The following is a 25,196-nucleotide window of genomic DNA, read 5'->3' as shown; positions in this document are numbered from 1 at the left end:
GAACCGAAAGGATGCGTCATGGATTCGACGATCGAAGTCTCATTGCACGATTTCGCAGCACGGGAGTCGCTCGGCCGCGCCGCCCGGGAGCGAACGCCGCGTTCGGTCCAGTCGCTGTGGGAGCCACCGGATGACCGGCTCGACCCTGTTTCCCTTCTCGAGTCGCAGGCCGAGAGCCGGGTGCCCGAGCTCGTGCCCATCCGCTACGGACGCATGATGGTGTCGCCGTTCGCCTTCTATCGCGGAGCTGCGCTGATCATGGCGTCAGACCTCTCTGGGACGCTCAACTCGGGGATGACCACCCAGATCTGCGGTGACGCGCACCTCTCTAATTTCGGTCTCTTCGGCACCCCGGAGCGCACGATGATCTTCGACCTCAACGACTTCGACGAGACGCTGCCCGGCCCATGGGAGTGGGATCTGAAACGTCTGGTCACGAGTTTCGAGATCGCGGCGAGGTATCGCGGGTTTTCGCCGGGCGAGCGCCGCGAAATCGTCGTCGCCGCCGTGCACGGCTACCGCAAGCAGATGCGCTATTCGGCGTCCATCCCTGTGCTCGACGCCTGGTACGACCACATGGATGCCGACCAGATGCTCGACTGGGTGAAGCAGCAGCAACGCGATGAGAAGGCCGGAGCGCTGCAGACGGAGCGTACCGCGCAGATCATCGCGAAGGCACGCACCAAGGACAGCATGGGCGCGTTCGAGAAGCTGGTCGGTGTTGTCGACGGCGAGCTGCGCATCCTGCCCGATCCGCCGCTCATCGAGCCGATCGAGAGCATCGTCCCCGATGCCCTCGAGCGCCGTCAGGATGAAGCCTTCATCACCCGCATCATCGAGAACTACACGCAGACGCTGCTGTTCAAGCACCACCCGATCGACGAGTACTCGTACGTGCACATGGCCCGCAAGGTCGTCGGCGTCGGAAGTGTCGGCACGCGCGCGTGGGTCGTGCTCCTCAAGGGCCGCAACACGAAGGACTACCTGTTGCTTCAGGCGAAAGAGGCCCAGCCCTCGGTGCTCGAGCGTTTCCTCCAGCCGAGTGAGTTCGACACGCACGGCGAACGCGTGGTGCGCGGGCAGCGGCTGATGCAGTCGGCGAGCGACATCTTCCTCGGCTGGGAGAGGGTGGCCGGCTATGACGGGCAGTCGCGCGATTTCTACATCCGCCAGCTGCACGATTGGAAGGGTTCGTTCGAGATCGAGGGGAGTCGTCCGGTCGGGGTCAAGCTGTATGCCCAGGTCTGCGGCGAAACACTCGCCCGCGCCCATGCGCGCTCCGGCGACCGGGTGGCGATCGCGGCATATATGGGCGGCAGCGGCCGCTTCGACGAGCTGATCGCCGACTTCGCTGAAGCGTACGCCGACCAGAACGAGCAGGACTACGAGGCGTTCCTCGAGGCGATCGCATCCGGTCGCCTAGAGGCCCGGACGGGCCTCTAGCCCAGCACCGGAGTCGAGCCCCGAGCACCGGAGTCGAGCCCCGAGCACCGGAGTCGAGCCCAGGGAAAGCACCCCATTCTTCACGAATGAGGTGCTTTCCCTGGGCTCGACGGGTCTCGGGTGAGCGTGAGCGCGATGGGGGCGGGCCGCGGAGGGACAGCTACGCGTCGGCCGGGGAGGGACAGCTACGCGTCGGCGGGGGCGGGCTCGCCCGGCGTCGACGACGGCGGATGCTTTTTGGCCTCGCGCTTGTCCTTGCGCTCGTGTTTCGCTTCCGCTTGCTCCGCTTTGAGGAGGTCGCGTGTCTCGGTCGTGGGGCCGAGCGCCGGTCGCCACCAGTACGCATCCGGATTGGAGTCGATGAGTAACGCCTTGCCCAGCAGCGTCAGCGGGATGGCGAGGATGGCGCCGATCGGGCCGATCACGACAGCCCAGAAGAGCACTGAGAAGAACGTGATGCTCTGGCTGAGCGAGACGGCGTGGCCGACGACACGAGGCTGGATGATCGACTGCACGACCGCGTTGATGATGCCGTACACGATGATGATCGCGATGACGGTCGGCCATCCGCCGACCAGGAAGCCGAACACGAGCGGCGGGATCAGCGCGAAGAAGTAGCCGATGTTCGGGATGAAGCTGCAGAGGAACGCCAGAAGGCCCCAGAGCAGGGCGGCCGGGACGTGCAGGATGTACAGCGCGATCGCGTTCAGTGTGCCCTGTACGACACCCAGAACCGTCGTCACCACCATGTAGCGCCGCACATTCGACGCGTAATCCGTGAACGCGGTCACCAGGTCGGGGTTGCGGGTACCCAGCTGGTGCAGGATGGTGCGGGCGTACGCGGCGTCGGCCGCCATCAGGATCATCATCGTCAGGATGATCACCAGGGCACCGGTGATGCTGACCACACTGCCCAGAACACCCGAGATGATGTGCCCGATGTTGGTGGGGTTGAGGCCCGTCTCGACGGCCTGCACCTGTTCGGGCCCGACGCCGATGCTGGTGAGCCACGCCCCGATGCTCGCCCCGATCTGCTCGAACTGTTTCGAATAGTTCGGCAGCATGGCGACGAACTGCGCGGTGGCCAGGATGAGCGTGTACGTGAAGCCGGCGAGGAGGCCGAAGACGACGAGGATGACCGAGCCCGTCGCGATCCCGCCGGGCACGCCGCGCTTCAGCAGCCCCGTGCGCACAGGGTTCGCGCAGATCGTCAGGATGAGGGTGAGCAGCACAGGCGCGAGGATGCCCTTGATGCCGCTGATGCCGATCGCGGTCAGCGTCGCCGCGCCGAGGGCGACGAGGATGTTCGTGCCCCTGGGAAACGCGCGGCTGTCGGCCATGGCCCTACGCTAGGGATCTGTGAGGTTGGCGACATCATCCGAACGGGGTGATGTGGAGGAACGCGGGGCGCGCATTATCTTTCACCGAAGGGGTGCCGCAAGGAGTCCGGAAAGTGGGTCGGGGAGCGATGCTGGCGGCGGTGGGGCATGTGCTGCCGCTCGCGGTCGCGTTCGCGCTCAGTTCCATCCCGATCATGGCCACGATCCTCATCCTGTTGTCCAAGAACCGGAACCGCTCGTCGATTCCGTTCCTGATCGGCTGGATCCTCGGGATCGCCCTGGTACTGGTCGTTCTGCTCGGCATTGCCGAAGTGGTACCCGCGACCGTGCCGAAGACATCGCAGGTGGTCCTAGGCACCCTTCTGATCATCATCGGTGTCGGGCTCATCGCGTTGTCGGTCATCAACTGGATGCGGGGGAGACGCAACCCGTCGACCGGCGTTCCCCGGTGGCTCAACGCCGTGAGCTCATTCGGCCCGTGGTCGTCGTTCGGTTTCGCGCTGCTGCTGAACCTGCGCCCGAAGGCGATCCTGCTGAGCGCGGCGGCGGGACTGGCGCTCCGGGGCGACGGCCTGACGCCGGGCGATGTAGCGGTGGTCATCCTGATCTATACGCTAGTTGCCGCCTCGACGGTCGCCATCCCGATCATCGCGCGGTTGGTGGCGCCGGATCGCACGGAGATGCCGCTCGTGCACGCCAGGAAATGGCTCGAGGAGAACAACCGGGTCGTGTCGGCGCTGATCCTGGTGCTCGTCGGCTTCGTTGTGATCGCCGACGGGCTCACCCGCCTCTGAGCCGGGTTCGCGCTTACGGCACCGGCTGGAGTTCGGCCTCGTCGGCGATGGCTGCGAGCGCTGACGACCGGCGGCGGAACGTCGTGCCCAGGATCAGTCCGTAGGCGGCGGTGGCCGTCCACTGGCCGTCATGCTCGAGCAGGTGCCCGACGAGGTACCGGGAGTGACCGCCGAGCACATGCCGGTCCGCGATCGCCAGCGTCAGCGGAAAGGCGTACACGTCCCCGGCAGGGCTGACCGCGAGCTCCCAGCGCGCACGGCCGGGGTTGGTCTTGCTCGTGTAGATGCGAGACATGGTCCTACGGTTTTAGTCGATCGGGGCGTGTCCGTGCACGGCATGTGACCCTGTGTTTCGTTGTTGCGCCCCACCGACGGCCTCGTCAGAGCACCCGCTCGAAGCAGAGTGACTCGGTGATCGCAAGGTATGGCTCGTACACGGGGATGCGCGTGAAGCCGAGACCTTCGTACAGCCGGACGGCCTCAGGCTGGCGGGCACCGGTCTGCAGGATCAGCCTGCGTCCACCGCGACCCACGACATCGCTCTCGACGGCCGCGATCAGGGCGCGGCTGTACCCGCGCCCCCGGAAAGCCGGCAGCGTCACCAGGCGCTTCAGCTCCCATTCGCCGCCGAGCGATCGCAGGGCTGCGTGGGCGACCGGCGTCTCGCCGTCCAGCACCAGGTAGGTCACCGCGATGTCGGCGGGGTCGATCGCGAAGGCCAGTGCGACCTCTTCAGCTCGTCCAGGGCCGGCCCCGTCGGCGAGGTCGGCGTAGCGTGGCGCGATTTCGGCATCCATCGCGGCGCGCAGTGCGACCGCACGCTCGTCGTGCCAGTCGACGCGAACGATGACGAGCGATCCGGCGGGCAGCGCGGCGCATTCGATCGTGGTGTCTGTCATCGGGTCTCCATCGGGCGTGCGGGCGCGGCCGCTGAAACCCGCCCCGACGACGATAGGGCCCACCCGGTCCAGAACGAAATCCGAGTCGGGCATGTCCCTCCACAGATTCGCAGACAACCATTGCCGCACCGGCCATGCGACCGGCGACAATGGGTGTGAGGGGTCTCGACGGAGGGGAATGGATGCGCTGGTTCAGACGCCGACGCAAGCCCGTCGCGCCCCCCATGCGCCCGTTCGACGAGACCCAGCTGGAGTCCCCGGCGCCAACCACCCTCGACCATGCCCTCGACGAAGGCATGATGATCGCGGAGTATTCGGTGCGTATGACGGTCAAGAACCGCATCGTCGTCGACGCCATCCGCACCGAGTCCGTCTTCGACGCCGAGAAGTATCTCCCGGTCGCGGCCGCTGCGCTGCGCGAGCTCGCAGACGAATCGGATGCCGGGGGCACGCGCATCGCCGAAGAGCGCGAGTCTGCGCTCGGCCTCGACGGCCAGGGTGAGCACATCCACGACTACCGGGCCATCGACAACGTCAACCTGCGCCGCCGGGAACGGGTCGCCGAGGAGCTCGCACAGGCGCTGCGGGTGCGTGCAGACGACGAGGCCGGCCTGCTCGGGCTCGTCGAGAAGGCGCGCGACGACGCATGGTCGGAGATCGGATCTGCCATCGAGGCGTCGCTCGACGCGTTCTCGGGCGTCGAGGCGACGAAGGAGGAATACGAACGGGAACGGCCGGCCCGCCTCAACCTGCTGATCCGCCGCGACCTCGCCCGGCTGGAGGAGGAGCACGGCGGCTATTGAGGCTCTCGTAGGCTGGACTGACCATGATCGTCTTCGCCGCCATCGTCCTGTTCGTCAACGCTCTGTTCAATGTCATTGCGTGGCCGCGCTTCTACAAGCGCGTCGCCGCCGATCCGCGGGCACGGGATGGCGCGGGAGCCCCGACACGGTTCCTGCGGGTGCACGCGGCGCTTCTGGCGATCGCCCTTCTGCTCGCGCTCGCGTCGCTCGTCGCCGGGGTGCTGCTGCTCGTCGGGTAGGGCGCGCGCCTGACCGCCCCGATGGCCGGGACGCGTCAGCGTCCGGGCCGCAGGTCGTCGAACCCCACCTCGAGGCCGAAATGCGTCCGGGCCGCCAGGCGCGCCGCGTACCACCCGTTCATCCCCTGCACCGACGGCCCGGGCGGGGTCGACGCCGAGCACAGGTACAGGCCGTCGGCCGGGGTCGCCCACGGCGTCGGCGACAGCACCGGCCGGGCGAGCAGCCGGTACACGCTGACCGACCCGCCCATGATCTCGCCACCGACATCGTTGGGGTTGTTCGCCTCGACGTCGCGTGATGTCATCGTCGCGCTCGCCAGCACCACATCGCGAAACCCCGGTGCCACCCGTTCGATCTGGCGTGTGATCGCCTCCGTCGGATCGTAGATCGACCCGGCCGGCACGTGCATGTATGCCCAGAGGGTGTGCTTGCCGAGGGGAGCACGCGTGTCGTCGAGGATGCTCGGCTGGGTGACCAGCACGAACGGGGATGACGGGATGCGCCCGCGAGCCACGTCGCGTTCGGAGCGGGGGATCGCACCGCGCGACCCGCCGAGGTGCACGGTCGGGGCGAGGGCGACATCCGGGTTCGTCCACGGCACGGGTGCTGAGAGGGCGAAGTCGACTTTGGCGACGCCGCCGACGCGCGGGAACCGCTGCAGCGCGCGGCGATAGCGGGCCGGCAAGCGGTCGCCGGCGAAGCGGTCCAGGAATGCGGGGGAGGTGTCGAGGAGTGTGACCCGGGAGGGCTCGAGATCGGCGGGACCCGTCACGTCCGCGTCCAGAACGATGCGTCCGCCGTGGGCGAGAAGGTCGTCGGCGAGCGCATCCGCGATCGCCTGCGAGCCGCCGACCGGGAATCCCCACCCGGCCGCGTGCGCGTGGGCGCCGAGCAGCAGCCCGGTTCCCGCGGCCGCGAGCGACGGCTGCGACGCCACGGCGTGCGCCGACACGCCGCTCAGCATGGCAGGCGCGATGCGCTCCCGGAAGCGCTCGTTCCACGCGGGCGTCCCCTGCTCGAGCACTCGCAGCCCGAAAGTGAGCGCGTCGAGCGGATGCGGCGGAACCCGCAGGAGCTGCGATCCCGTGAAATCGGTCAGAGCTTCGATGTGCTTCACCAGCGGTCCGAAGAGCGAGCGCCAGGCGTCGCCGTCGCGGCCCAGGTCGTCTGCCGTGCGGTCGAGGTCGTGCCACGCGATCCCGGCGACGCCGCGGTCGAGCGGATGCGCGTACGACGCCGACGGAATGACGAACGGCACCCGCTCCGTCAGCCCGAATGCACGGAAGAACGGCGACGCGAGCGCGGCCGGATGCACGGCCGAACAGACGTCGTGCCGGAACCCGGGAAGCGTCAGTTCGGCGGTGCGCATCCCGCCGCCGACCGTCGATGCGCGTTCGACGAGCACCACCTCGAGGCCGGCCCTGGCGAGGGTGACGGCGGCGGCCAGGCCGTTCGGTCCGCTTCCGACGACGGTCGCGTCGATCATCGGCCGTACCCGCGGCGGGCCTGCGTCGGACGCGAAATCGGGGGGACCAGCATCCCGGCCTCTTCGCGCATCCACCACACCCCTTCATCCCGCCGTTCGCGTCGCGTCGCGAAACGGTACAGGTACAGTCTGGCCCTGACCCAGGTCGGCGGCGTTCCCCCGAACGGGTCGACACGCAGCAGTTTCAGTGTGCGGCGGTCGGCTTCGAGAAGCCGCGTCAGGAACATCAGGAACCATCGCGTGTCTCGCGAACCGAGTGCGAGAAACCACATGAGCCAGTCGAGTCGCAGGTGGTAGGGCGCGAACTGCCGCGGGATGCGCCGCGGGTCGCCGGGCTTGCCCTTGAACTCATACGGCTGCCAGGCCGCGTCGCCGGTCGGCTGCTCGGCGGAGGTGCCCTCGACGACGACTTCGTAGCGTTCCTTGGTGACGCTGCCGAACGCTCCATACGCGTTGACGAGGTGCCAGCGGTTGAAGCTGGCGTTCATCAGCTGGTGGCGTGAGAACAGATTCGCCGCCGGCCACCAGCTGAGGGCGATGAGCAGCGCGGATGCGACGAGGGCGACGAAAGCGAACCAGGGTGGCATCGCATCCGTCGGCCCGGTGGAGGGGATGAGCGGCACCACGACGTGCGCGACCGTGTTGCTGACCGCCGAGAACGCGAGGACGATCGTGATCACGTTGAGCCACGCGAAATTGCCGGTCAACACCAGCCACACCTGGGTGAGGATCACGATCGCGGCGGCGACGGATGCGATCGGCTGCGGCGCGAACAGGAAGAACGGCACGATCAGCTGGGCGAAATGGTTGGCGAGCACTTCAGCACGGTGAAACCAGCGGGGGAGCAGGTGCGCGTACCGGCTGACCGGGTTCGGCATCGGCTGGGTCTGGTGGTGGTAGAACAGCGCCGTGAGGTCGCGCCACGACCGGTCGCCGCGCATCTTGATCATGCCTGCGCCGAACTCGAGCCGGAACACCAGCCAGCGCACCAGGAAGATGACCGTGATCGGCGGGGCTTCCTGACTGCCGCCGAGGAAGGCGACCGTGAAGCCGGCCTCGAGCAGCAGGCTCTCCCAGCCGAACGCGTAGAACGTCTGGCCGATGTTCACGATCGACAGGTAGGCGAGCCAGATCACGAGGAACAGGATGAGCGGCACCCATCCGGGTGCGAGCTGCGGGATGCCGACCACCAGCAGCGCAGAGATCGCCGCGCCCGACCACGCGACGGTCAGCAGCAGCCGGTCGGAGTAGCGCCAGCGGAAGAGTGTCGGCTGACGGCGCGCGTAGTTCAGCTTCAGGAATTCGGGAGCCGGGAGCAGCCCACGCTCGCCGAGGAGTGCGGGGAACTGGTTGACCGCGGAGACGAACGCGATCAGGTAGATGGCGGCGGTGCCGCGCTGCAGCACCTCACGTGCAAACCAGTAATCGCTCGCAGCCAGCCAGTCCATGTCATCACCCCGCGGCCCGGCTCCACCGTACGCCGTCGGCGGCCCCCGGTCGAGCGTGCGGGACGGGCTCATGGATGTCGTTCGGTTGGTTGCCGAAAGGGTGCGCGCGGGTGCGATTGGTTGCCAATAGATTGGCGACCGATCCGACGCAGGCGGGGCGGGGGGCACGGGTCGCGCAGGGCGCGCGAGCGCGCGTCAGGCCGCCGCGGTGATGTGGGCGGCGAGGCTGATCGGCCGGTGGTCGGACGCGCCGGCGGGCAGCACGTCCACGCGGTCGATGCTGAACCCGGTCGACGTGACGAAGTCGAAGTATCCGGTGAAGAACTTGTACCGCGCGTAGGTCGGCTCGGTGCTGCGCATGAGCTCATACCCTGACGTCGTGAGCCGGCGTTCGAGCCCCCGGATGAACCACGGATAGTTGAAGTCGCCGACCATCACGGCGGGCAGGTCGTCCGCCAGCGACCGCATGCCCTCGTGGGCGGCCGCGATCTGCTTGCGCCGCAGCGAATTGGATGCGGTCAGCGGCGCCGCGTGGAACGACCCGACCAGCACATCCTGTTGTGTCGCACGGTCCACGAGGTGCGCCGCGAGCAGTCGTTCGTGCGCCGGCGCGAGCACCCGGTCGTGCATCGACTTGTGCACCGCGAACACTTTCGTCGACTGGATGTCGTAGCGTTCGGCGTTCGTGTAGATGGCCAGCCCGAGGCGGTTGGTCTTGGTGGAGTCGGCGAGAACGAGGTGCCCGAGTGTGTCGGGAAGCGCCTCGCTGTCGGCCTCCTGGAGACACAGCACGTCGACGTCGTAGGCGCCCGCCAGATCGGCGAGTTCGCCCCCGGCAGCGTGTTTGCGAAGGTTGTAGCTGATGATCCTCATGACCGCCCCAGCCTACGACGCAAGTGCGCGCGATTCACGAGGGTGCCCCGATGCGCATCCCCTGGACCGTTCTCCTTCAGGCCCCCGACCGGTACGGTTGTCGCATGGCGAGCGAAGCTGTTGTCCTGACGGTGAACGGTCCTCACGGCGATCGCGAGGTGCGCATCTCGAGTCCGGGCCGCGTGCTCTGGCCCGACCTCGGTTTCACTAAACTCGATCTCGCGAACTACCTGATCGCGGTCGGCGACGCCTTCGTCGCAGCGAACGGCGACCGCCCCCTCTCGCTGCAGCGTTTCCCGGAGGGCATCGACGGCGAGCAGTTCTTTTCGAAGAACCCGCCGAAGGGTGCGCCGGACTATGTGCGCTCCGTGATGGTGATCTACCCGAGCGCTCGGTCGCATCCGCAGCTCATCATCGACGAGCCCGCGGCCGCCGTCTGGGCTGCGCAGATGAACACGATCGTCTTCCACCCGTGGCCGTCGCGCGCCGAGAATTCCGACAACCCCGACCAGCTGCGCATCGACCTGGACCCGCAGCCCGGAACGGATTTCAACGATGCGATCCCTGCGGCGATCGAGCTGCGCAAGGTGCTCGCCGAAGCCGGTCTGGATGCGTTCATCAAGACCTCCGGCAACCGCGGCCTCCACGTGTTCGCGCCCATCGAGCCCGTGCGCGAGTTCCTGGATGTGCGGCACGCCGTCATCGCCGCAGCGCGCGAACTCGAACGGCGGATGCCCGAGAAGGTGACGACGGCGTGGTGGAAGGAAGAGCGCGGGGAGCGCATCTTCGTCGACTTCAACCAGGCGAACCGCGACCGCACGATGGCCGGCGCGTACAGCCCGCGTGCTCTCGCCCACGCGCCGGTGTCGACGCCCATCACCTGGGATGAACTGGAGACCACCGACCCGAAGGCGTTCACCGTGCTCACGGTGCCCGACAGGCTTCGTACGGTGGGTGATCCGTGGGCCGATTTCGGCGCGAAGCCCGGTGGCATCGACCAGCTGCTCGGATGGTGGGCCCGCGACCTCGAGAACGGTCTCGGTGAGCTTCCGTTCCCGCCCGACTATCCCAAGATGCCCGGCGAACCGCCCCGTGTGCAGCCGAGCCGCGCCCGCAAGGAAGCGTAAGGAGCAGGAATGGCTCACGCAGCAGAGACCGTGATGGTGAACCGTCCGATCGCCGAGGTTTTCGAGTTCCTGGCAGACGGGATGAACGAGCAGAAATGGAGGCCGGAAGTGGTCTCCATCGAACTCGTCGATGGGACGGGCCCGGGAGTCGGGACCACCTACGCACAGTCGATGAAGGGTCCGGCGGGCCGCACGATCAAGGGGGACTACCGGATCACCCGATACGAGGCGCCGACCCGGATGGATTTCGAGACGATCGCGGGACCCGCTCGCCCTCTCGGTTCGTTCGTGTTGAGGGAGATCGTGCCGGGAACGACCGAGGTCACGTTCACCATCGACCTCACGCCGAAGGGCGCGATGGTGCTGATGAAGGGGATGATCACCAAACAGGTCGCGAGCGAGGCTGCGAACATCCACAACGTGCCGAAGGCGATGGGGGCCTGACGTGCAGATCCCGAAGCCCGGCGAAGAGACGAAGGCGCTCTTCCGGTCGGTCGTCCCCGAGGCGCCGGATGTCGAGGTCAAGCCGATGTTCGGCAACCTCGGCGCGTTCGTCCACGGCAACATGTTCGCAGGCCTCTTCGGCGACGTGATCGGGGTGAAGGTGCTCGACGACGAGGCGCGCGACGAACTCGCGGCGATCGAGGGAACGGGACCCTTCGGGCCCGCCGAACGGCCGATGGGTGGCTACGTTGGGCTGCCGGCTGCGTGGTCGGCGACGCCTGAGCTCATCACGCCGTGGATCGAACGTGCCTTGTCCCGTGTCGCCGAGCTCCCGCCGAAGGTCGCGAAGCCGCGCACCAAGCGCTGATCCGAAATGCGCCCTGAAGAGGGGCCAACCGGCACGTCCATGGGAACCTGCGCACATGCATAATTGCGTCAGAGCAGCGGAGTTCCATCCGCGCCATGGATGAATGCGTGGGGAAATGCGCAACCGACCAATTCTGTCTTCTGATCGACTCGCACGCCGAAGGCGCGGTAGGCGCAAGCTAGCCGCGGTTCTCTCCGTCGTTGCGCTGACCGGATTGGCAGTGGTAGCGGCAGCCCCCGCATCCGCCACCGATTCATACAGAACGCCCGTCTTCCGGGTCGGCAACAACCCGGGAGGCGTGGCAATCACGCCCGACGGAACAACGGCGGTAGCCGTGACCGCCGATCCGAACACCTATTTCGGCGCCATCACGACCTTCGACACCACGACCCACGCGAAAGTGTGGTCGACGACGGTCGACGGACCTGGAGCCAACGGTGTAGCGATCAGCCCCGACGGGACACAGGCCTACGCGGCGTACATGGGCGAGTCCGACTCAGGCGGCCTGACCGTGGTCGACCTGGCGCACAAGACCAAACTCGGCACGATCGTGGCGCCCTACCCGCTCTGGGACGTCGCGTACGCACCCAACGGCTCGAAGGTCTACGCCATCGCACCCCAGTTCGGCAAGACGCAGGGGCTGGTGGCGGTGGTGGACCCTGCCACGCGATCGGTGCTCAAATACATCCCCGTGGGCCAGACGCCGCTGGACGTCGTGTTCAGCCCGGACAGCTCGCGCGCCTACGTCGTCAACGACGGCGACGGAACCTCGGGCGCCGGCTCGGTCTCCGTCATCGATGTCGCAACAGGCACGGTGACGAACTCGATTCCTCTCGGGAACTCGCCCCAGGGCCTCGCGATCACTCCCGACGGTACGACCCTGTTCGTGACGAACGGCGGGGACGCCAAGCACACGAGCACGGTGTCGGTGATCTCGACCGCGACGTACCTGGTCTCCACGAACATCCCCAACGTCGGCATCGTTCCGGAGGCCATCAGGGTCTCGCCGGATGGCACGCAGGCCTGGGTACTCAACTGGTACGGCCGGAACGTTGCGGTCATCGATGTCGCTACGAAGGCTGTAGTCAACCACTACGCGATCACGGGCGGGGGCCCGTGGAACCTCGCGTTCACGCCGAACGGCAAGCAGATCTGGACGACGATCGATGGAACCGACGCGAACGTGACCGGCACGATGGCGGTGTTTGATGTGGCGTCGGCGCGGTGGAATCCTGCGGTGAGCCGGGTGTCGGGTGCTGATCGGTATTCGACGGCGGTTCAGGTGTCGCGGGCGGCGTTCCCGGGGACGGCGCCGGTGGTGTTCGTGGCCAGTGGTTTGGGTTTTGCGGATGGTTTGGCGGCGGCGGCTCCGGCGGCGAAGCTGGGTGGTCCGCTGTTGTTGACGGCGCAGGGCAGTCTGCCGGCGAGTGTGAAGGCGGAGATCCAGCGGTTGCAGCCGTCGACGATCTATATCGTCGGTGGAACCGGTGCGATTTCGGATGCGGTGGCGGCGCAGTTGGTTCCGCTGGCGGCGACGGTGACCCGGGTTGCCGGGGCTGACCGGTTCGAGACGGCGCGCAAGGTGGTGGATGTGGCGTTCCCGACGATGCAGAAGGTGTATGTCGCGTCGGGGATGAGTTTCCCGGATGCTCTGTCGTCGGCGGCTGCGGCCGGGGCGGCGGGTTTGCCGGTCATTCTGGTGAACGGCACGTTGGGCTCGCTGGATGCGACGACGACGGGCTACCTGGCCTCGCATGGGGCGAACGCGTTCACCGTGGTCGGTGGCACGGGAGCGGTCTCGGCCGGGATCGCGGCTCAGCTCGGCGGGTTCGGTCCGGTGACGCGTTTGTCGGGCACTGACCGGTATGCGACGTCGCAGGCGATCAACGCGGCCGCGTTCACGAGCGGGACCAGCGCGTACTTCGCGGCGGGCAGCCAGTTCGCGGATGCTCTCTCCGGTGCGGTTCTGGCCGCGGTGAAGGGCTCACCGCTCTACGTGGTCAACCCGGTCTGTGTGCCGGACGGTTCGGAGGCGGACCTCGCCGGCCGTGGGGTGACCAGTGTCACCCTGATCGGTGGCACCGGCGCCCTCAGCCCGGCCGTCGCAGCAATGCACAACTGCTGAACCCGTGGGGGCCGCCACAGCCCGGCGGCCCCCACCCCAGCACACCTAGGTCAGCCGACGTATCCGGCTCAGCTGATGACCTGGCTCAGGTCGTAGGCGATCGGCCGGTCCAGCTGCTCGAACGTGCATGAGCGCGCCTCCCGGTCCGGGCGCCACCGATCGAACTGGGCCGTGTGCCGAAAGCGCATCCCCTCCATCTGGTCGTAGCGCACCTCGACGACCCGCTCAGGTCGCAGCCGCACGAACGAGACATCCTTGCTGGACGAGAAGCGGCTGCGTTCGCCCTCGCCTTTCACGATCTCGCCGTCCGCGTCGCGCTCGACCAGCGGGTCGAGCTCGTCGATCAGCTCCAGGCGCCGGGCGTCGGTGAACGCCGACGCGCCCCCCACGCTTCGCAGCTGGCCGTCATCGTCGTAGAGCCCGAGGAGCAGGGAGCCGACGCCGCGCCCGCTCGAGTGGATGCGGTAGCCGATGACCACGACATCCGCTGTTCGATGGTGCTTGATCTTCAGCATCACCCGTTTGTTCGGCGCGTACGCCGACGACAGCGGCTTCGCCACGACGCCGTCGAGCCCGGCGCCCTCGAACTCGACCAGCCAGCGGCGCGCGAGGTCGACATCCGTCGTCGTGCGGGTCAGGTGCAGCGGATGCGGCAGCGGGCCGATGAGGCGCTCCAGTTCGGCGCGACGTTCGCCGAACGGAACGACCGTCAGGTTCCTGTCACCCTCGGCGAGCAGGTCGAAAGCGATGAACATCGCCGGGGTCTCGGCAGCGAGCTTCTGCACCCTGCTGGCGGCGGGGTGGATGCGCTGCGAAAGCGCCTCCCAGTCGAGCCGTTCGCTGCCGCTCGCCCCGGTGGGGACGACGATCTCCCCGTCGAGCACGCACGGGCCAGGAAGGAGCCGGGCGAACGCATCCGTCAGCTCGGGAAAGTAGCGCGTCAGCATCTTGGAGCCGCGGCTGCCGATCTCGACCGTCTCACCGTCGAAGTAGACGATCGCGCGAAAGCCGTCCCACTTCGGTTCGAAACTGAGCCCGCCGGCGACGCTGTCCTGTTCGGGGACCTCGTTCACCGCCTTGGCGAGCATCGGAGCGACAGGGGAAGAGACCGAGGGTTCCATGGCTCGATCTTGCCGCAGCCGGGTCGGACGCGCCAGCGGTCAGGCTCGCCGGCGGTCTGCCGACGGCTCAGGCGTCGCGCTCGGCGATGACGGCGATGTCCATTTCGCCGCGGCCGTCGCGGGAGGCGTCCTCGAGTGCCTCGTGCACCACCGACACCGCGGGCAGCGGCGAGCGGCTGCTCGCGATCATCAGGCGGGTGTCCTTCAGCAGCAGGTCGACGGAGAACTGGGTGTCGTCGAATGCCCGCTGGCGGATCGTGTCGCCCTTGCCAGCGGCCAGCGGCGCCAGCGTCGACAAAGCGAGGGTCGACAGCACCTCGTCTGTGTTGAGGTGGTTCGAATGTCCCAGGCGGAGAGCCTCGACGAGCCCTTCCATCGAGACGGCGAGCGCGAGGTTGGCGATCAGCTTGCCGGTGGCGGCCTTCGCTGCCGAGTCGATCATCCGCAGCTTGTCGGGGTCTGCCCAGACCGAGACGATCCCCGCCGCCTCTGTGGCCGCATCCGGGTCGCCGCCCACCAGCACGGCGAGGCGTCCCGCGCGGGCGGGTGCCAGCGAACCGATCACGGGGGAGTGCACGTAGCGAACGCCGGCCTTCGACGCCCAGTCGGCAAAGGCCGCTGCATCGGCGGGCGCGACCGTGGTCACGTCGATCCACAGCGCGGACGGGACGAACGGCAGCCCGCCGTCGACGATGACCTCGCGCACGGCGTCGGGGCCGAACAGCGCCGACACGACGACCTCGGCGCCGGCGACGGCGTCGGCAGCGGTCTGCGCTACCGTCGCGCCCCGTTCGCCGACCTCTTCAGCGGCCGGAGCGCTGCGGTTCCAGACCGTCACCTCGTGCCCGGCGTCGATCAGGTGGACGACGAGTTCGCGACCCATGCGCCCCAGTCCGATGAATGAGATTCTCATGATCAGCCTCCAGACCCCATTCCACGCCCGATCCTGCCCGCGTACAAGCGCCGAACCGTTCTCCCGGCCCCGCAGGCCCGCGAGTTGACAGTTGTTGTCGTCTCTGAAGCGGGCGGGACGACAACAACTGTCCATTCGGCGGCCGGCGCGCCAGCGCCGGGGGCTAGGGTGCCAGGATGACCTTGCCCGAGACGGCGCGGGACTCGATGTCGCGGTGGGCCGCGGCGACCTCGTCGAGCGGGTAGACGCGCGACACGTCGATCCGGAACTCGCCGCGCTCCAGCAGGTCGGCGACCACGCCGTACGCTTCGGCGCGCGTGGCCAGCTCCTCTGGCGTCAGCGGCACGGGACTTCCCCCGGCCCACGCGCGGATCCCCAGGTCGGCGGCGCGGGCGCCCGCGACGATCGTGCCGATGTGGGAGCGGTCGGGGACGAGCTCGAAGGATGCCTCGAGCGCTTCGTCGGTGCCGGCCGCGTCGAGCACGACATCCACCCCGCCCGGCGCGAGAGCGCGTACCCTGTCGACCAGCCCGGGCCCGTACGTCGTCGGGATGGCGCCGAGCTCGCGCATCCGCTGCTGGTTGGCCTCGCTGCCGGTCGCGATGACGGTCGCGCCCCAGGCGTTCGCGAACTGGATGGCCGCGCTTCCCACGGAGCCAGACCCGGCGTGCAGCAGGAGCGTGGTGCCTTCGCCCACCCCGAGCGATGTGAGCACCTGGTAGGCGGTGCTCACCGGTGTTCCGAGTGCGGCCGCCTGTTCCCAGCTGATCGAAGCCGGTTTGCGTGTCAGCCGAGCGGCGGATGCGACCACATGCGTCGCGTAGGCACCGTGCGCACCGCGGACGATCACCTCGTCGCCCGCTGCCCATCCGGTCACCCCATCACCGATCGCCGTGATGACGCCCGCGGCATCCGAGCCGAGGCGCCATGGCCCCGTGGGCGTCGGCAGGCGACGCTCGCCCGAACGCAGCTTCAGGTCGACAGGATTGATGCCCGCGGCTTTGACCTCGACGAGGACCTCGCCGTCGCCGGGGGCCGGGGTCGGCACCTCGACGATTTCGAGGACCTCCGGTCCACCCACTTTTTCGAACTGCACCACTCGAGCCATGGTCGTGCTCCGTTTCGTTGTCACCTCCATGCTGCCAACGTCGGGTGCTCCTGAACAGCCTGAGATCCCGTGACGGCGTGAAACCGGCACGACGCGCGCTCTGCTTCCCCCTGTTCGGGGGCTCGGTGACCCAGACTGGGTGCATGCGCATCCATGTCCCCGAGGGCGTGCCTGCGGTGGTGAGTGAAGCCATCGAGGCCGCGAACGCCCACGACACCGAGCGGTTCCTCGACGCGTTCGCCGCGTCGGGGACGGTCGACGACTGGGGTCGCGAGTTCAGCGGACGGGACGCGATCCGCGACTGGAGCGACCACGAGTTCCTCGGGCTGCACGTCACGCTCGACGACCTGGTGTTCGTGGAGATCCCGAACGGGGTCGCCGTGCGGGCGCGGGTCGGCGGCAGCGGGTTCAACGGCCCGTCGACGTTCACGTTCCTCGTCGCGGGCGACGCGATCGAGCGGATGACCATCACGGCCTGACAAGGCTCGCCTCGGCTGTGCGGCGTCCGGCTACGCCATCAGGATCGCGGGCACCGTGAGGCTGACCGCCCATCCGGCGAGGACGAGCACGAGCGCTGCGACGCCGAGGAGTACGGGGTCGCGCCTGCGGCGGTAGAGCGCGAATGACACCAGGTCTGCGGCGACCGTTCCGAGGAACGGAACGAACCAGGCCAGCACGAAGACGACCTGCACGGCCCGGGCGACCGCGTCGGGTTCGCGCACGTCGACGCCGGGAGCGAGCACCCAGCCGATGATGTTCATCGCGGCAAGCGGCACCAGCAGGATCGAAGCGGCCGTGAGGAGGAGGATCGTCGGCAGCGGATTCGGCGGTTCGGCCCGCACCGACCAGAGCGATGCGCGCGCAGTCATGGCAGGACTCGGGGTCGGGTTCGGGTCGCCATCGATCCACCCTCCCAGCTGCCACGGGCACGAGTCAGCCCCAACACAGGGGATGAACCGGGCGCCAGGACGGGTTCTCCACAGGTTCCGCTTGCGCGTTGGCTCGCAACCCGGGTCGGTGCAAGATGGATGAATGGCCCACGACCTTCACATCACTGGCGACACCGAGGCTGACGCGCTCCTCTCCACCGACCCGCTCGCCCTCCTCATCGGAATGCTGCTCGACCAGCAGATCCCCATGGAGACCGCGTTCTCGGGTCCCGCGAAACTCCGCGACCGCCTGGGCGGCCTTGATGCCGCGACCCTCGCGTCCTACGACCCCGATGCGTTCCTCGCCGTCATGAAGCAGCCGCCCTCCGTGCACCGGTTCCCGGGGTCCATGGCCGGGCGCATCCAGTCCATGTGCGCGGCGCTTGTCGCCGACTGGGGTGGGGACGCATCCGCCATCTGGACGCAGGGCGACCCTGACGGTGCCGAGGTGCTCGCCCGGCTCAAGGCGCTGCCGGGTTTCGGCGAGCAGAAGGCGAAGATCTTCCTGGCGCTGCTCGGCAAACAGTGGGGTGTCGCCGCGCCCGGGTGGCAAGACGCCTCAGCTCCATACGGCGAGACCGGTTCGTACCGGTCGGTGGCCGACATCGTCGACCCGGAATCACTCACCAGGGTGCGCGAGTTCAAGCGGGCGGCGAAGGCCGCGGCGAAGAACGGGTGACGGATGTGCGGCCGCGACGTCCGCATCCGTCGCCGCATCCGTTGCCGCGCCCTTCCGCACCCCGCCCGACGGCAGTAGCATCGGCGACATGACCAGCCCGCTCGCGCACCTGAATGCTCCCGACTGCGACGAAGAGGACTTCGAAGCCCCCGTCGGCAACCTCTACAGCTACTTCGACGGCGACCGCTGGGTCGACGGGCTCGCCACCGGCGTGCGCCCCAAGAGCGACCTGGATGAGACGGCGATGGTGCAGATCGACCACCGCGACTGGTACCCGGTCGCCGACCTGCGGGAGTCGAGCCACTACACCGCCGTGCTCGTGAACCCCGACGGGACCATCTACCGGGAGTCGATCGAAGCGCTGGCGAGCGGCCAGCCTGCCCCCGCGATCCGCGACATCGGCACCTACGGCGCCGACAACCTCGCCGCGGAATTCACGCTCGAAAAGGGCCACTGGGAGCCGGGCGGCCGGGTGCTCTACCGGTACGTCGGGTCAGCCGACCTCGGGCCGTCCAGCGAAAGCTGAGACGCCGATGCGGGTATGAAGTCCACGAGGACGATCACAACCGACGTCGAACGACCCGCGGGCGACGTCTTCGCCCTGCTCGCCGACCTTGCCGGCTTCCCCGGCTGGCTCGACCCGTCGAGTACCTACCGCGCGACTGTGCGGGTCTCCGACAATCCGGTCGTGAAAGGCACAACGTACACCGACGAGATCCAGGGCATGCACCTGGAGGGGACGGTGCTCGAATGCGAGCCCGACCATCTCCTCGTCTTCCACCAGGCGCGCTCCGACGGCCGCCTCGCGATCACCATCCGGTACGAGCTCGTGCCGATCGCCGGCGGAACACGTGTCGTGCGCACCGGCGAGATCGTGACCGGCGGACTGCTGGCCGTGCTGCATCCCGTGGTCGTGAGCACCACCGTCAAAGAAAACCTGCGCATGATGAACCGGCTGAAGGAGCACCTCGAGGGTGGGCCGGGCAGTGACTGACCCGCGCTCTGGGGCTCGTGGGCGGGATGCCCCGGTCCTTAACCTGTGGATGCACTGTGTCCGACGAAAGGCCCTCGCATGACCGACGCCCGCGCTCCTCAGGCCGGCTGGTATCCGGACCCGACCGGAAGCGCCGCCCAGCGCTGGTGGACGGGCATGTCGTGGAGCGACCACACCCGGCAGCCCGAGCCGACGGTTTCCGAGATCATCGCTCCGGATGTCGTGGCCGAGCCGGCAGACGTCGAGGCGGACGGCGCGTCCAGCGACGCAGGCGACGCAGACGACGACTACACCCCCTTCCGGTCCCGCGCCGGCAAGGCGCGAAAGCGCAATGAGCTCGCCTACCGCAGCGTGAACTGCGGCGTGACGTCGGCCATCCTTTTCGTCGTCACGGTTATCTGCGCCGACCTGGCCTGGCGTGTGTCGCCGTTCGGTGTGCTCGGCTGGATCGCGGTCGCCCTCTGCCTCATCGGAACCGGCGTCGCGATCATGGCGATCCTGCTGGCGGCCGTGAGCTTCTTCCGGGTGCGCCGCAATGGCGGCCTCAGCGCAGGCCTCACCGGTTTCGCGTTCGGCCTTGTCTTCGCGTTCAGCATCCCGCTCGCCGGCCTGGCCCTCAAACTCGTCCTCGCCACCTTCGGCTGACCCGCGCCCAGGCCCTCCCCGACTCGAGATGACAGTTGTTGTCGCCTGACGTCGACGGCTGACGAAAACGAGTGCCCACTCGCGGCGCGGGCACCGGGGCGGGCGCGGGCGCGGGTACGCTGGGCGTGATGCAGACGTTCCTGCCGTATCCGTCGTTCCGGGAGAGTGCGCGTGTGCTCGACCGCTCCCGGCTTGGCAAGCAGCGGGTCGAAGGGTTGCAGCTGCTGCGGGCGGTGACGATCCCGACCTATGGGTGGCAGCATCACCCGGCGACACTGATGTGGCGCGGCTTCGTTCCGGCACTCACCAAATACACCCTTGCGATGGCGGATGAGTGGGTCGCCCAGGGCCGCCCCGACACCGTTCGCGACCAGGTCATCCCTTTCGCTCCCGGGGTCGACGCCCTCGAACAGGACGATCTCGAGCTGCCCGCCTGGCTGGGTGACGCCGGATTCCACCTCAGTCACCAGTCGAACCTGATTCGCAAGGACCCCGACTTCTACGGCCCGCTCTTTACCGGTGTACCGGCCGACCTGCCGTACGTCTGGCCCAGCAAGCACCTCTAGCGGGCCCACTCTAGCCAGCGTGGGTGCCGCGCCGCTACCGTGTAACCCAACCGTGCGTGCACGGCGACCTGCGGAGGTGTCCGATGGGCAAGAACCTGGTGATCTGTCTTGACGGAACAGGCGCTCAGCCGCGCGCGACAGGCGACTCGAACGTCATCAAGATCTTCTCGATGCTCGACCTGGATGACCCGGACAAGCAGGTCGCCTACTACGACCCAGGCGTCGGCACGTTCGCATCCGCCGCATCCTGGGGTGCGCTCGCGCGCGGCCTCTCGCGAGTGGGCGGCCTCGCGTTCGGCAACGGCCTGCGCCAGAATCTGGGCGAGGCATACACCTGGCTCATGCAGACGTGGAACCCGGGCGACCGCATCTTCCTCTTCGGCTTCAGCCGGGGCGCCTACACGGCCCGCGCGCTGTCGGGCATGCTGCGCACCATCGGGCTGCTCTACCCGGGCTCGGAGAACCTCGTGCCGTATGCGGTGGCCGAGTTCGCCCGTCGCCGCGGCGACGACAAGGACCATTGGGCCGACATCGACGAGTTCACCGACAATTTCTCCCGCAAGGTCGCGGGCCGCAGCACCGTGCCCATCGCCTACCTGGGTGCCTTCGACACGGTGAAGGCGGCGGGCATCCTGAAATGGGACATCAAGTGGCCATACACGCGCAAGCTGGTCAACGACGCGCGCGTGCGGCATGCGGTGTCGATCGACGAGAAGCGCCGGCCGTTCCGCGAATACCTTGTGACGCCGACGGACGATTCCCGGCTCGAGGAGGTCTGGTTCGCCGGGGTGCACACGGATGTCGGCGGCACCTTTCCCGACGACGGCCGGCTCTCGTCCGTCTCGCTCAAGTGGATCGTCGAGGGCGCCGTCGAAGAGGGGATGCTCGTCGAACCGGCCGCGTACGTGAAGTCGTGCACGGTCAGCGCCGACAACGTCAACGGAATCATCCACAAGAACCCGTGGATCTACAAGATCTTCATCGACCGCACGCGGCCGATCCCGGCGGATGCCGTACTGCACTCGAGCGTGCGCGCCCGCCTCCAGGGTGGCGGGCTGTACACGCCGCACCTGACGCCGAGCGTGCAGTGGGCCGACCCCGACTGGGAGACGCTCACCCCGCTGCCTGGGCAGGCGGGGCCGGCCGCGCAGGCGGCACCCGCCGCGCCGGCGGCACCCGCCGCGCCGGCGACCTCGGCGCTGGCAGAGCCTGCGCCGGCCGCCCCTACGGCACCGTGAACGTCACCTGACTCCAGAGCTGGCCGGGCCCCACCTCGATCTGCGTCGTCTCGGCGACCGGGGCATCTGCCCTGATCACGTGCGTCTTGTGGTCGGCGAGTGCCGCGAGCAGTTCCGCTTTCGGAATCGTCTCCGCCCACTTCTTCACCAGCCCCCACGGCAGCATCGCGTACGCCCCGTCACCGAGCACCGATTCCACGAACGACTTCGGCGTCGCGTTGTGCGACCCGTGGTGGCCGATCTTGTAGAACGCCACGTTGCTCACCAGCGCGCGCGACTCCGCGTCGTCGAGAACGTGCTCCCACGCGCCCTCCTGCGAGTCGCCGACGAACAGCAGGCGCGTTCCCGCGACGTCGAGCACGAAGTACACGCTCGTATTGTTGACGGACCGCTCGAGCACGGCGGCCGCCCCGAGCAGCGCTGCATCACTCGTGGCGAGCTGGGACAGGCGAAGGGATGCGCGCGCTTTGGTGAGCTCGGTGGGGAGTTCGTCGTGTTCGTCATCCGGAACCACATAGATCGCCGGGAACAGCGCGGGTGTGTCGTCATCCTCGAGTCCCTGGTCGGGGTCGAGCTGCAGCCACTCCGCCGAAGCAGGCGGGTTCATTAGCGACAGCTGTTTCGGGTCGCGCGACGGACCGAGAATGTGGATGCTCACCCCGTCGATCGACGTCGGGATGACATTCTTCGCCGGGTCCCGGTCGGGCGCGAAGAAGATGTCGTGCGTCGGCTCCAGGAAGTGCAGGCCGTTCTGGTGCAGCAGCCGGTCGGTGGCCGCGGCGTTGCCCATCGAATTGATCGCGAACGAGTTGGCGAGCGAGAGGGCATCCGTGAAGCCGCTGCCGTTCTTCTCCTTGCGTTTGGCAGTGGCCTCGATGATCCCGTTGAGTTTCGTCGCCGTCGACACGAGCGAGTTGCGCAGCGCCTGCGCGTCCTTGTCATTGGGATTCTCCACGAAGGGGACGATGACTTCGCCCACCTCGACCGCCTCCCAGTCCGCGACGGCGAAACCGGTGATGTGGTCCTGGTGATGGTGGGTGGCGACGAGCACGTCGAGGCGTGGGGGAGAGCCGGCCGGCGTGACTGCGGTGAGATCGGCGATGACGGCTTTGACGACCTCTCCGATGGTGCGCGAGACGCCGTCGACCTGTGCGCGGCCCTGGCTGTGGACGCCGCAGTCGACGAGCATGCGCCACGCCTGGTCGGCACGGCCCACGGTCACGACGAAGCAGTCGCCGAAACCCACGTTGTACATGCGCACGGAGACGGTGGTCTCGGTGGCGGGGGCGGTGCCGGCATCAGTGCCGGTGCCGGTGCCTGTCGTGTCAGACATTGTCGGCCCCCTGCCCGTGGTGGCGATGCCTGCGTCGGTTCTTCCGTGCTTGGGCGGTCCTGGCGTCGAGCACCGACTGGATCTCCTGGTCGGCGTGCAGTTGCGCGAAGGTGAGGCGCAGCTGCGATGGCTGGTCGGTCCAGGCTGCCAGCGCATCCGCTGACGTTACCTGGTCACTCCAGTCCTGGAGTGCCTTGGCGCGTTTCTGGCCGATCTCGTTGCAGGACTGCGCGAAGGCGCGTATCTCGTCGCCGTACGGGTTGTTCTCGAACGTGTGCGGGTCATCCAGGGCTGCGGGCTTCGTGAGCGGCAGCGGTTTCAGCACGAGGTGCACGACCTCGCCGTCGACCCGCGCGATCACCGTGGTTCCCGAACGGATGGGAACCCGCTTGCCCGGCGGAAGCGTCTGGTCTTCGAGCTCTTCGTGTCGTTGGGCGAACTGTGCCACCACGATCGGGCGCGGCTGCATGTCAGACGCCTGCACGTACACCGCGTGGACTCCGACAAGTTCGAGCTTCAGCTCCGGATCGAGGCCCAGCTCGTGCGCGTGCGCCTTGCCCCACGCGATGAGGTCGACGGCGGTGGACGAGTTGTGTTCGGCGGATGGCGAGGGCTGCGGAGTGTCCATCGCCGCCTGCTCGGGGTCTTCATCCTCTGCGCTCGTCGCCAACGTCGATGCCTCGCCGTTGGTATCGAGGTTGAGCGTGGCATCCTCGATCAGCGGCGCCAGGTCGACCTTGTGGTCGCCCGCGGTCAGGCTGAGGGGAGCGACCGGTGTCGGCCAGACGAGCGAGGCTTCCGCGAGTGAAGAGACGGACGGCGGGTAGATGCCGCGGCGACGCAGCGCTTCGACGAGGTTCGTGCGCAGGTGCAATGCGTCGTCGGGGTAGAGCGCGCGGTCGGCTGTGACGATGCCGCGCACGACATCCCCGAAGGTCACGTCGACCACCGGAAGGTATTCGAACGCGCGCACGACCATCCCGAGCAGTCGGTCCGCGTTGCGGATCGCTTCGACGGTCACGCGTTTGACCAGGTCGGGTGGCAGCGCGCCCGGGGGGAGCACGCCGGTGCCGCCGGTCGCGATGCGGCGCAGGTCGGAGATCTGGTCGATATAGGTGTCGAGATAGGCGTCGAAGACGGCGGCGACGAAGCAGGATCCGCGTTCGTGCGGCTCGGTCGCGTTGAGGAACTGTTTGGGCGTGCGCGGCGAGCCGAGGGCCGAGCGAAGGGCGGCGCCACGCCCCGTGGACTCGCCGAACTCGAGGGCCAGGTCGAGCAGCGCCGAACCCTTTTTGAGTTCACCGCGAGAGTTGGCGACCGCCTCCGAGACGACTTCGGGGAACAGGAAGTGGTGGAACAGGGCGACCAGGTCGGCGAACGCCTCATGCCAGGCGAACACGTCGGGGTTGGTCGCTTCGGAGAAATATTTGCGGATGCGATGCACGATCGCGTGCGTCACCTCGTGTGCGACGACGTCGACACTCAAGCACGTGAACATCACCTGGCCGGGCAGGTTGGCGCCGGGATCGCGCTCGTCGGCTCGGTAGTAACCGAAGAGAACGGCCCGTCGCTCCGGGTCGAAGAACGCGTTGCGGTCTTCGAAGGCATGAGGCACGATGCGCAGCTCCCGCCCGCCGCGCCACCGGAACCGTCGCCCTCCGAACCGCTCGAACCGCTCGATGACGCTCATCGCGACGGCATACACGACCTGCTGGTGAGTGCGCGGATCCGATTCGGATGGCGTCAGCCCGCTCTGCGCAAGAATCGCGGGGTCATTGAGGTCGATGGGTCGGTACCAGACGTCGTGGACTGCATCGAAGTCAACCACCTGGATGAGCTCGCCGGAGGGGCCGGGGTCGAGTCCGCGCTCGAACGGGATGTTCAGGGTGAGGAACTGCCCGGACAGGCGGGTCGACATCGGGTCGAAGGCGTAGGTGCGCAGGAGGCGGCGGTCGGGGAGGCGCACGGGTGGGGTGTTGCGGGGGCGTGGCGGCTTCTCCGCGGCTTTGGTGTGTGGCTTCGCCGGCGGATGCGCGCGCTCGGGATCGCGCGTCGCCGGCCTCAGCGGAGCCTGGTCGTCTGCTCGGGCGTCGGCGTCGTCGGTGGTTGTATCCCCCATGGTGCCCTCTTCTTTGTACTCAACCGTGAGTGTTGCTCAAGAAGTGCTGTTTCGATCATGGCGCGGAGGGGAGGGTTTTGGGAAGGAGGGGTGGGGGTCGAGCGGAATGGCCGCGTCTACTAATGAAAGCATTGCGTGCGTTATGGAAAACATGAAGAGTGA

The 25,196-nt window shown here is 68.0% G+C and carries 27 protein-coding genes; 15 read left to right on the top strand and 12 right to left on the bottom strand.

The window, feature by feature from the left end:
• Positions 1 to 18: 18 nt before the first annotated feature.
• Positions 19 to 1,443, top strand: a complete 1,425-nt coding sequence (locus tag ACPPVQ_RS12525; protein WP_426515428.1) for a DUF2252 domain-containing protein — start codon at positions 19 to 21, stop codon at positions 1,441 to 1,443.
• A 185-nt stretch (positions 1,444 to 1,628) separates the two neighbouring features.
• Here the strand turns inward: ACPPVQ_RS12525 and ACPPVQ_RS12520 are convergent, their stop codons facing one another.
• Positions 1,629 to 2,783 (bottom strand): AI-2E family transporter, encoded by a 1,155-nt coding sequence (locus tag ACPPVQ_RS12520; RefSeq protein ID WP_426515427.1) that lies wholly within the window; start codon positions 2,781 to 2,783, stop codon positions 1,629 to 1,631.
• A gap of 113 nt (positions 2,784 to 2,896) precedes the next feature.
• Between ACPPVQ_RS12520 and ACPPVQ_RS12515 the strand changes: the two genes are divergently transcribed.
• Complete coding sequence (locus tag ACPPVQ_RS12515) at positions 2,897 to 3,577, top strand: GAP family protein (RefSeq protein WP_426515426.1); 681 nt, start codon at positions 2,897 to 2,899, stop codon at positions 3,575 to 3,577.
• A 13-nt stretch (positions 3,578 to 3,590) separates the two neighbouring features.
• Here ACPPVQ_RS12515 and ACPPVQ_RS12510 read toward each other — a convergent pair whose 3' ends face one another.
• Both ACPPVQ_RS12510 and ACPPVQ_RS12505 read right to left on the bottom strand, forming a co-directional pair.
• Positions 3,591 to 3,872: a hypothetical protein gene (locus ACPPVQ_RS12510; protein WP_426515425.1), complete on the bottom strand. Its 282-nt coding sequence runs from the start codon at positions 3,870 to 3,872 to the stop codon at positions 3,591 to 3,593.
• Positions 3,873 to 3,957: 85 nt separating this feature from the next.
• On the bottom strand, positions 3,958 to 4,476 hold the full coding sequence (locus ACPPVQ_RS12505; protein WP_426515424.1) for a GNAT family N-acetyltransferase: 519 nt from the start codon (positions 4,474 to 4,476) through the stop codon (positions 3,958 to 3,960).
• Positions 4,477 to 4,658: 182 nt separating this feature from the next.
• Between ACPPVQ_RS12505 and ACPPVQ_RS12500 the strand changes: the two genes are divergently transcribed.
• Complete coding sequence (locus ACPPVQ_RS12500) at positions 4,659 to 5,279, top strand: hypothetical protein (RefSeq protein ID WP_426515423.1); 621 nt, start codon at positions 4,659 to 4,661, stop codon at positions 5,277 to 5,279.
• Positions 5,280 to 5,302: 23 nt separating this feature from the next.
• Complete coding sequence (locus tag ACPPVQ_RS12495) at positions 5,303 to 5,518, top strand: SCO4848 family membrane protein (protein WP_426515422.1); 216 nt, start codon at positions 5,303 to 5,305, stop codon at positions 5,516 to 5,518.
• 35 nt (positions 5,519 to 5,553) lie between these two features.
• Here the strand turns inward: ACPPVQ_RS12495 and ACPPVQ_RS12490 are convergent, their stop codons facing one another.
• The 3 genes from ACPPVQ_RS12490 to ACPPVQ_RS12480 all read right to left on the bottom strand — a co-directional run bounded on the left by ACPPVQ_RS12490 (position 5,554) and on the right by ACPPVQ_RS12480 (position 9,326).
• On the bottom strand, positions 5,554 to 7,005 hold the full coding sequence (locus tag ACPPVQ_RS12490; RefSeq protein ID WP_426515421.1) for a phytoene desaturase family protein: 1,452 nt from the start codon (positions 7,003 to 7,005) through the stop codon (positions 5,554 to 5,556).
• Complete coding sequence (locus tag ACPPVQ_RS12485) at positions 7,002 to 8,453, bottom strand: lipase maturation factor family protein (protein ID WP_426521254.1); 1,452 nt, start codon at positions 8,451 to 8,453, stop codon at positions 7,002 to 7,004. Before ACPPVQ_RS12485 ends, ACPPVQ_RS12490 begins: the two co-directional genes overlap by 4 nt.
• A gap of 195 nt (positions 8,454 to 8,648) precedes the next feature.
• Positions 8,649 to 9,326, bottom strand: a complete 678-nt coding sequence (locus tag ACPPVQ_RS12480) for an endonuclease/exonuclease/phosphatase family protein (protein WP_426515420.1) — start codon at positions 9,324 to 9,326, stop codon at positions 8,649 to 8,651.
• Between the two features lie 104 nt (positions 9,327 to 9,430).
• On the opposite strand from ACPPVQ_RS12480, the gene ligD reads away from it, so the two are divergent.
• The 4 genes from ligD to ACPPVQ_RS12460 all read left to right on the top strand — a co-directional run bounded on the left by ligD (position 9,431) and on the right by ACPPVQ_RS12460 (position 13,389).
• On the top strand, positions 9,431 to 10,453 hold the full coding sequence (ligD, locus tag ACPPVQ_RS12475; protein WP_426515419.1) for a non-homologous end-joining DNA ligase: 1,023 nt from the start codon (positions 9,431 to 9,433) through the stop codon (positions 10,451 to 10,453).
• Positions 10,454 to 10,462: 9 nt separating this feature from the next.
• The gene (locus ACPPVQ_RS12470; RefSeq protein WP_426515418.1) at positions 10,463 to 10,897 is read left to right on the top strand and encodes an SRPBCC family protein; all 435 of its coding nucleotides are present in this window, start codon (positions 10,463 to 10,465) and stop codon (positions 10,895 to 10,897) included.
• Between the two features lies 1 nt (position 10,898).
• On the top strand, positions 10,899 to 11,264 hold the full coding sequence (locus ACPPVQ_RS12465) for a TfoX/Sxy family protein (protein ID WP_426515417.1): 366 nt from the start codon (positions 10,899 to 10,901) through the stop codon (positions 11,262 to 11,264).
• A gap of 298 nt (positions 11,265 to 11,562) precedes the next feature.
• The gene (locus ACPPVQ_RS12460) at positions 11,563 to 13,389 is read left to right on the top strand and encodes a cell wall-binding repeat-containing protein (RefSeq protein ID WP_426515416.1); all 1,827 of its coding nucleotides are present in this window, start codon (positions 11,563 to 11,565) and stop codon (positions 13,387 to 13,389) included.
• Positions 13,390 to 13,457: 68 nt separating this feature from the next.
• Here the strand turns inward: ACPPVQ_RS12460 and ACPPVQ_RS12455 are convergent, their stop codons facing one another.
• From ACPPVQ_RS12455 to ACPPVQ_RS12445, 3 genes are all read right to left on the bottom strand, one after another.
• Positions 13,458 to 14,510, bottom strand: a complete 1,053-nt coding sequence (locus tag ACPPVQ_RS12455; protein WP_426515415.1) for an ATP-dependent DNA ligase — start codon at positions 14,508 to 14,510, stop codon at positions 13,458 to 13,460.
• Between the two features lie 67 nt (positions 14,511 to 14,577).
• Complete coding sequence (locus ACPPVQ_RS12450) at positions 14,578 to 15,423, bottom strand: NAD(P)-dependent oxidoreductase (protein ID WP_426515414.1); 846 nt, start codon at positions 15,421 to 15,423, stop codon at positions 14,578 to 14,580.
• A gap of 163 nt (positions 15,424 to 15,586) precedes the next feature.
• Positions 15,587 to 16,531 carry a quinone oxidoreductase family protein gene (locus tag ACPPVQ_RS12445; RefSeq protein WP_426515413.1) on the bottom strand — a complete coding sequence of 315 codons (945 nt, stop codon included), beginning with the start codon at positions 16,529 to 16,531 and terminating at the stop codon, positions 15,587 to 15,589.
• A 143-nt stretch (positions 16,532 to 16,674) separates the two neighbouring features.
• On the opposite strand from ACPPVQ_RS12445, the gene ACPPVQ_RS12440 reads away from it, so the two are divergent.
• Positions 16,675 to 17,010 carry a nuclear transport factor 2 family protein gene (locus ACPPVQ_RS12440; protein ID WP_426515412.1) on the top strand — a complete coding sequence of 112 codons (336 nt, stop codon included), beginning with the start codon at positions 16,675 to 16,677 and terminating at the stop codon, positions 17,008 to 17,010.
• A gap of 30 nt (positions 17,011 to 17,040) precedes the next feature.
• Here the strand turns inward: ACPPVQ_RS12440 and ACPPVQ_RS12435 are convergent, their stop codons facing one another.
• Positions 17,041 to 17,400 carry a hypothetical protein gene (locus ACPPVQ_RS12435; protein ID WP_426515411.1) on the bottom strand — a complete coding sequence of 120 codons (360 nt, stop codon included), beginning with the start codon at positions 17,398 to 17,400 and terminating at the stop codon, positions 17,041 to 17,043.
• Between the two features lie 163 nt (positions 17,401 to 17,563).
• On the opposite strand from ACPPVQ_RS12435, the gene ACPPVQ_RS12430 reads away from it, so the two are divergent.
• The 6 genes from ACPPVQ_RS12430 (at position 17,564) to ACPPVQ_RS12405 (ending at position 21,582) form a co-directional block, all read left to right on the top strand.
• Positions 17,564 to 18,139, top strand: coding sequence for an HhH-GPD-type base excision DNA repair protein (locus ACPPVQ_RS12430; RefSeq protein ID WP_426515410.1), 576 nt, complete (start codon positions 17,564 to 17,566; stop codon positions 18,137 to 18,139).
• Between the two features lie 88 nt (positions 18,140 to 18,227).
• Positions 18,228 to 18,665, top strand: a complete 438-nt coding sequence (locus ACPPVQ_RS12425) for a hypothetical protein (RefSeq protein ID WP_426515409.1) — start codon at positions 18,228 to 18,230, stop codon at positions 18,663 to 18,665.
• 15 nt (positions 18,666 to 18,680) lie between these two features.
• Positions 18,681 to 19,133, top strand: coding sequence for an SRPBCC family protein (locus ACPPVQ_RS12420; protein WP_426515408.1), 453 nt, complete (start codon positions 18,681 to 18,683; stop codon positions 19,131 to 19,133).
• Between the two features lie 78 nt (positions 19,134 to 19,211).
• A complete protein-coding gene (locus ACPPVQ_RS12415) occupies positions 19,212 to 19,778 on the top strand; it encodes a DUF2510 domain-containing protein (RefSeq protein ID WP_426515407.1) in 567 nt (188 codons plus the stop codon).
• 71 nt (positions 19,779 to 19,849) lie between these two features.
• Positions 19,850 to 20,344 (top strand): MSMEG_6728 family protein, encoded by a 495-nt coding sequence (locus tag ACPPVQ_RS12410; protein ID WP_426515406.1) that lies wholly within the window; start codon positions 19,850 to 19,852, stop codon positions 20,342 to 20,344.
• An 83-nt stretch (positions 20,345 to 20,427) separates the two neighbouring features.
• A complete protein-coding gene (locus ACPPVQ_RS12405; RefSeq protein WP_426515405.1) occupies positions 20,428 to 21,582 on the top strand; it encodes a T6SS phospholipase effector Tle1-like catalytic domain-containing protein in 1,155 nt (384 codons plus the stop codon).
• On the opposite strand, the gene ACPPVQ_RS12400 is transcribed toward ACPPVQ_RS12405, so the two are convergent.
• Both ACPPVQ_RS12400 and ACPPVQ_RS12395 read right to left on the bottom strand, forming a co-directional pair.
• Positions 21,569 to 22,915, bottom strand: coding sequence for a hypothetical protein (locus ACPPVQ_RS12400; RefSeq protein WP_426515404.1), 1,347 nt, complete (start codon positions 22,913 to 22,915; stop codon positions 21,569 to 21,571). The genes ACPPVQ_RS12405 and ACPPVQ_RS12400 overlap by 14 nt on opposite strands.
• A complete protein-coding gene (locus tag ACPPVQ_RS12395) occupies positions 22,908 to 25,034 on the bottom strand; it encodes a hypothetical protein (protein ID WP_426515403.1) in 2,127 nt (708 codons plus the stop codon). The genes ACPPVQ_RS12400 and ACPPVQ_RS12395 overlap by 8 nt, the downstream gene beginning before the upstream one ends.
• Positions 25,035 to 25,196 lie beyond the last annotated feature (162 nt).

Origin of the sequence: Leifsonia sp. McL0618, from assembly GCF_049994905.1 — a bacterium.
In the GTDB taxonomy this organism is placed as follows: Bacteria; Actinomycetota; Actinomycetes; order Actinomycetales; family Microbacteriaceae; genus Diaminobutyricibacter.
This window is presented reverse-complemented; position numbering and strand designations above follow the sequence as displayed.

Bases quoted from the DNA above. Each gene is read 5' to 3' on its own strand.
- ACPPVQ_RS12405 (WP_426515405.1), top strand. From the start codon at position 20,428: ATGGGCAAGAACCTGGTGATCTGTCTTGACGGAACAGGCGCTCAGCCG.
- ACPPVQ_RS12485 (WP_426521254.1), bottom strand. From the start codon at position 8,453: ATGGACTGGCTGGCTGCGAGCGATTACTGGTTTGCACGTGAGGTGCTG.
- ACPPVQ_RS12500 (WP_426515423.1), top strand. From the start codon at position 4,659: ATGCGCTGGTTCAGACGCCGACGCAAGCCCGTCGCGCCCCCCATGCGC.
- ACPPVQ_RS12420 (WP_426515408.1), top strand. From the start codon at position 18,681: ATGAAGTCCACGAGGACGATCACAACCGACGTCGAACGACCCGCGGGC.
- ACPPVQ_RS12450 (WP_426515414.1), bottom strand. From the start codon at position 15,423: ATGAGAATCTCATTCATCGGACTGGGGCGCATGGGTCGCGAACTCGTC.
- ACPPVQ_RS12430 (WP_426515410.1), top strand. From the start codon at position 17,564: ATGGCCCACGACCTTCACATCACTGGCGACACCGAGGCTGACGCGCTC.
- ACPPVQ_RS12470 (WP_426515418.1), top strand. From the start codon at position 10,463: ATGGCTCACGCAGCAGAGACCGTGATGGTGAACCGTCCGATCGCCGAG.
- ACPPVQ_RS12525 (WP_426515428.1), top strand. From the start codon at position 19: ATGGATTCGACGATCGAAGTCTCATTGCACGATTTCGCAGCACGGGAG.
- ACPPVQ_RS12480 (WP_426515420.1), bottom strand. From the start codon at position 9,326: ATGAGGATCATCAGCTACAACCTTCGCAAACACGCTGCCGGGGGCGAA.
- ACPPVQ_RS12490 (WP_426515421.1), bottom strand. From the start codon at position 7,005: ATGATCGACGCGACCGTCGTCGGAAGCGGACCGAACGGCCTGGCCGCC.
- ACPPVQ_RS12495 (WP_426515422.1), top strand. From the start codon at position 5,303: ATGATCGTCTTCGCCGCCATCGTCCTGTTCGTCAACGCTCTGTTCAAT.
- ACPPVQ_RS12425 (WP_426515409.1), top strand. From the start codon at position 18,228: ATGACCAGCCCGCTCGCGCACCTGAATGCTCCCGACTGCGACGAAGAG.
- ACPPVQ_RS12445 (WP_426515413.1), bottom strand. From the start codon at position 16,531: ATGGCTCGAGTGGTGCAGTTCGAAAAAGTGGGTGGACCGGAGGTCCTC.
- ACPPVQ_RS12455 (WP_426515415.1), bottom strand. From the start codon at position 14,510: ATGGAACCCTCGGTCTCTTCCCCTGTCGCTCCGATGCTCGCCAAGGCG.
- ACPPVQ_RS12435 (WP_426515411.1), bottom strand. From the start codon at position 17,400: ATGACTGCGCGCGCATCGCTCTGGTCGGTGCGGGCCGAACCGCCGAAT.
- ACPPVQ_RS12400 (WP_426515404.1), bottom strand. From the start codon at position 22,915: ATGTCTGACACGACAGGCACCGGCACCGGCACTGATGCCGGCACCGCC.
- ACPPVQ_RS12415 (WP_426515407.1), top strand. From the start codon at position 19,212: ATGACCGACGCCCGCGCTCCTCAGGCCGGCTGGTATCCGGACCCGACC.
- ligD (WP_426515419.1), top strand. From the start codon at position 9,431: ATGGCGAGCGAAGCTGTTGTCCTGACGGTGAACGGTCCTCACGGCGAT.
- ACPPVQ_RS12395 (WP_426515403.1), bottom strand. From the start codon at position 25,034: ATGGGGGATACAACCACCGACGACGCCGACGCCCGAGCAGACGACCAG.
- ACPPVQ_RS12510 (WP_426515425.1), bottom strand. From the start codon at position 3,872: ATGTCTCGCATCTACACGAGCAAGACCAACCCCGGCCGTGCGCGCTGG.
- ACPPVQ_RS12440 (WP_426515412.1), top strand. From the start codon at position 16,675: ATGCGCATCCATGTCCCCGAGGGCGTGCCTGCGGTGGTGAGTGAAGCC.
- ACPPVQ_RS12505 (WP_426515424.1), bottom strand. From the start codon at position 4,476: ATGACAGACACCACGATCGAATGCGCCGCGCTGCCCGCCGGATCGCTC.
- ACPPVQ_RS12520 (WP_426515427.1), bottom strand. From the start codon at position 2,783: ATGGCCGACAGCCGCGCGTTTCCCAGGGGCACGAACATCCTCGTCGCC.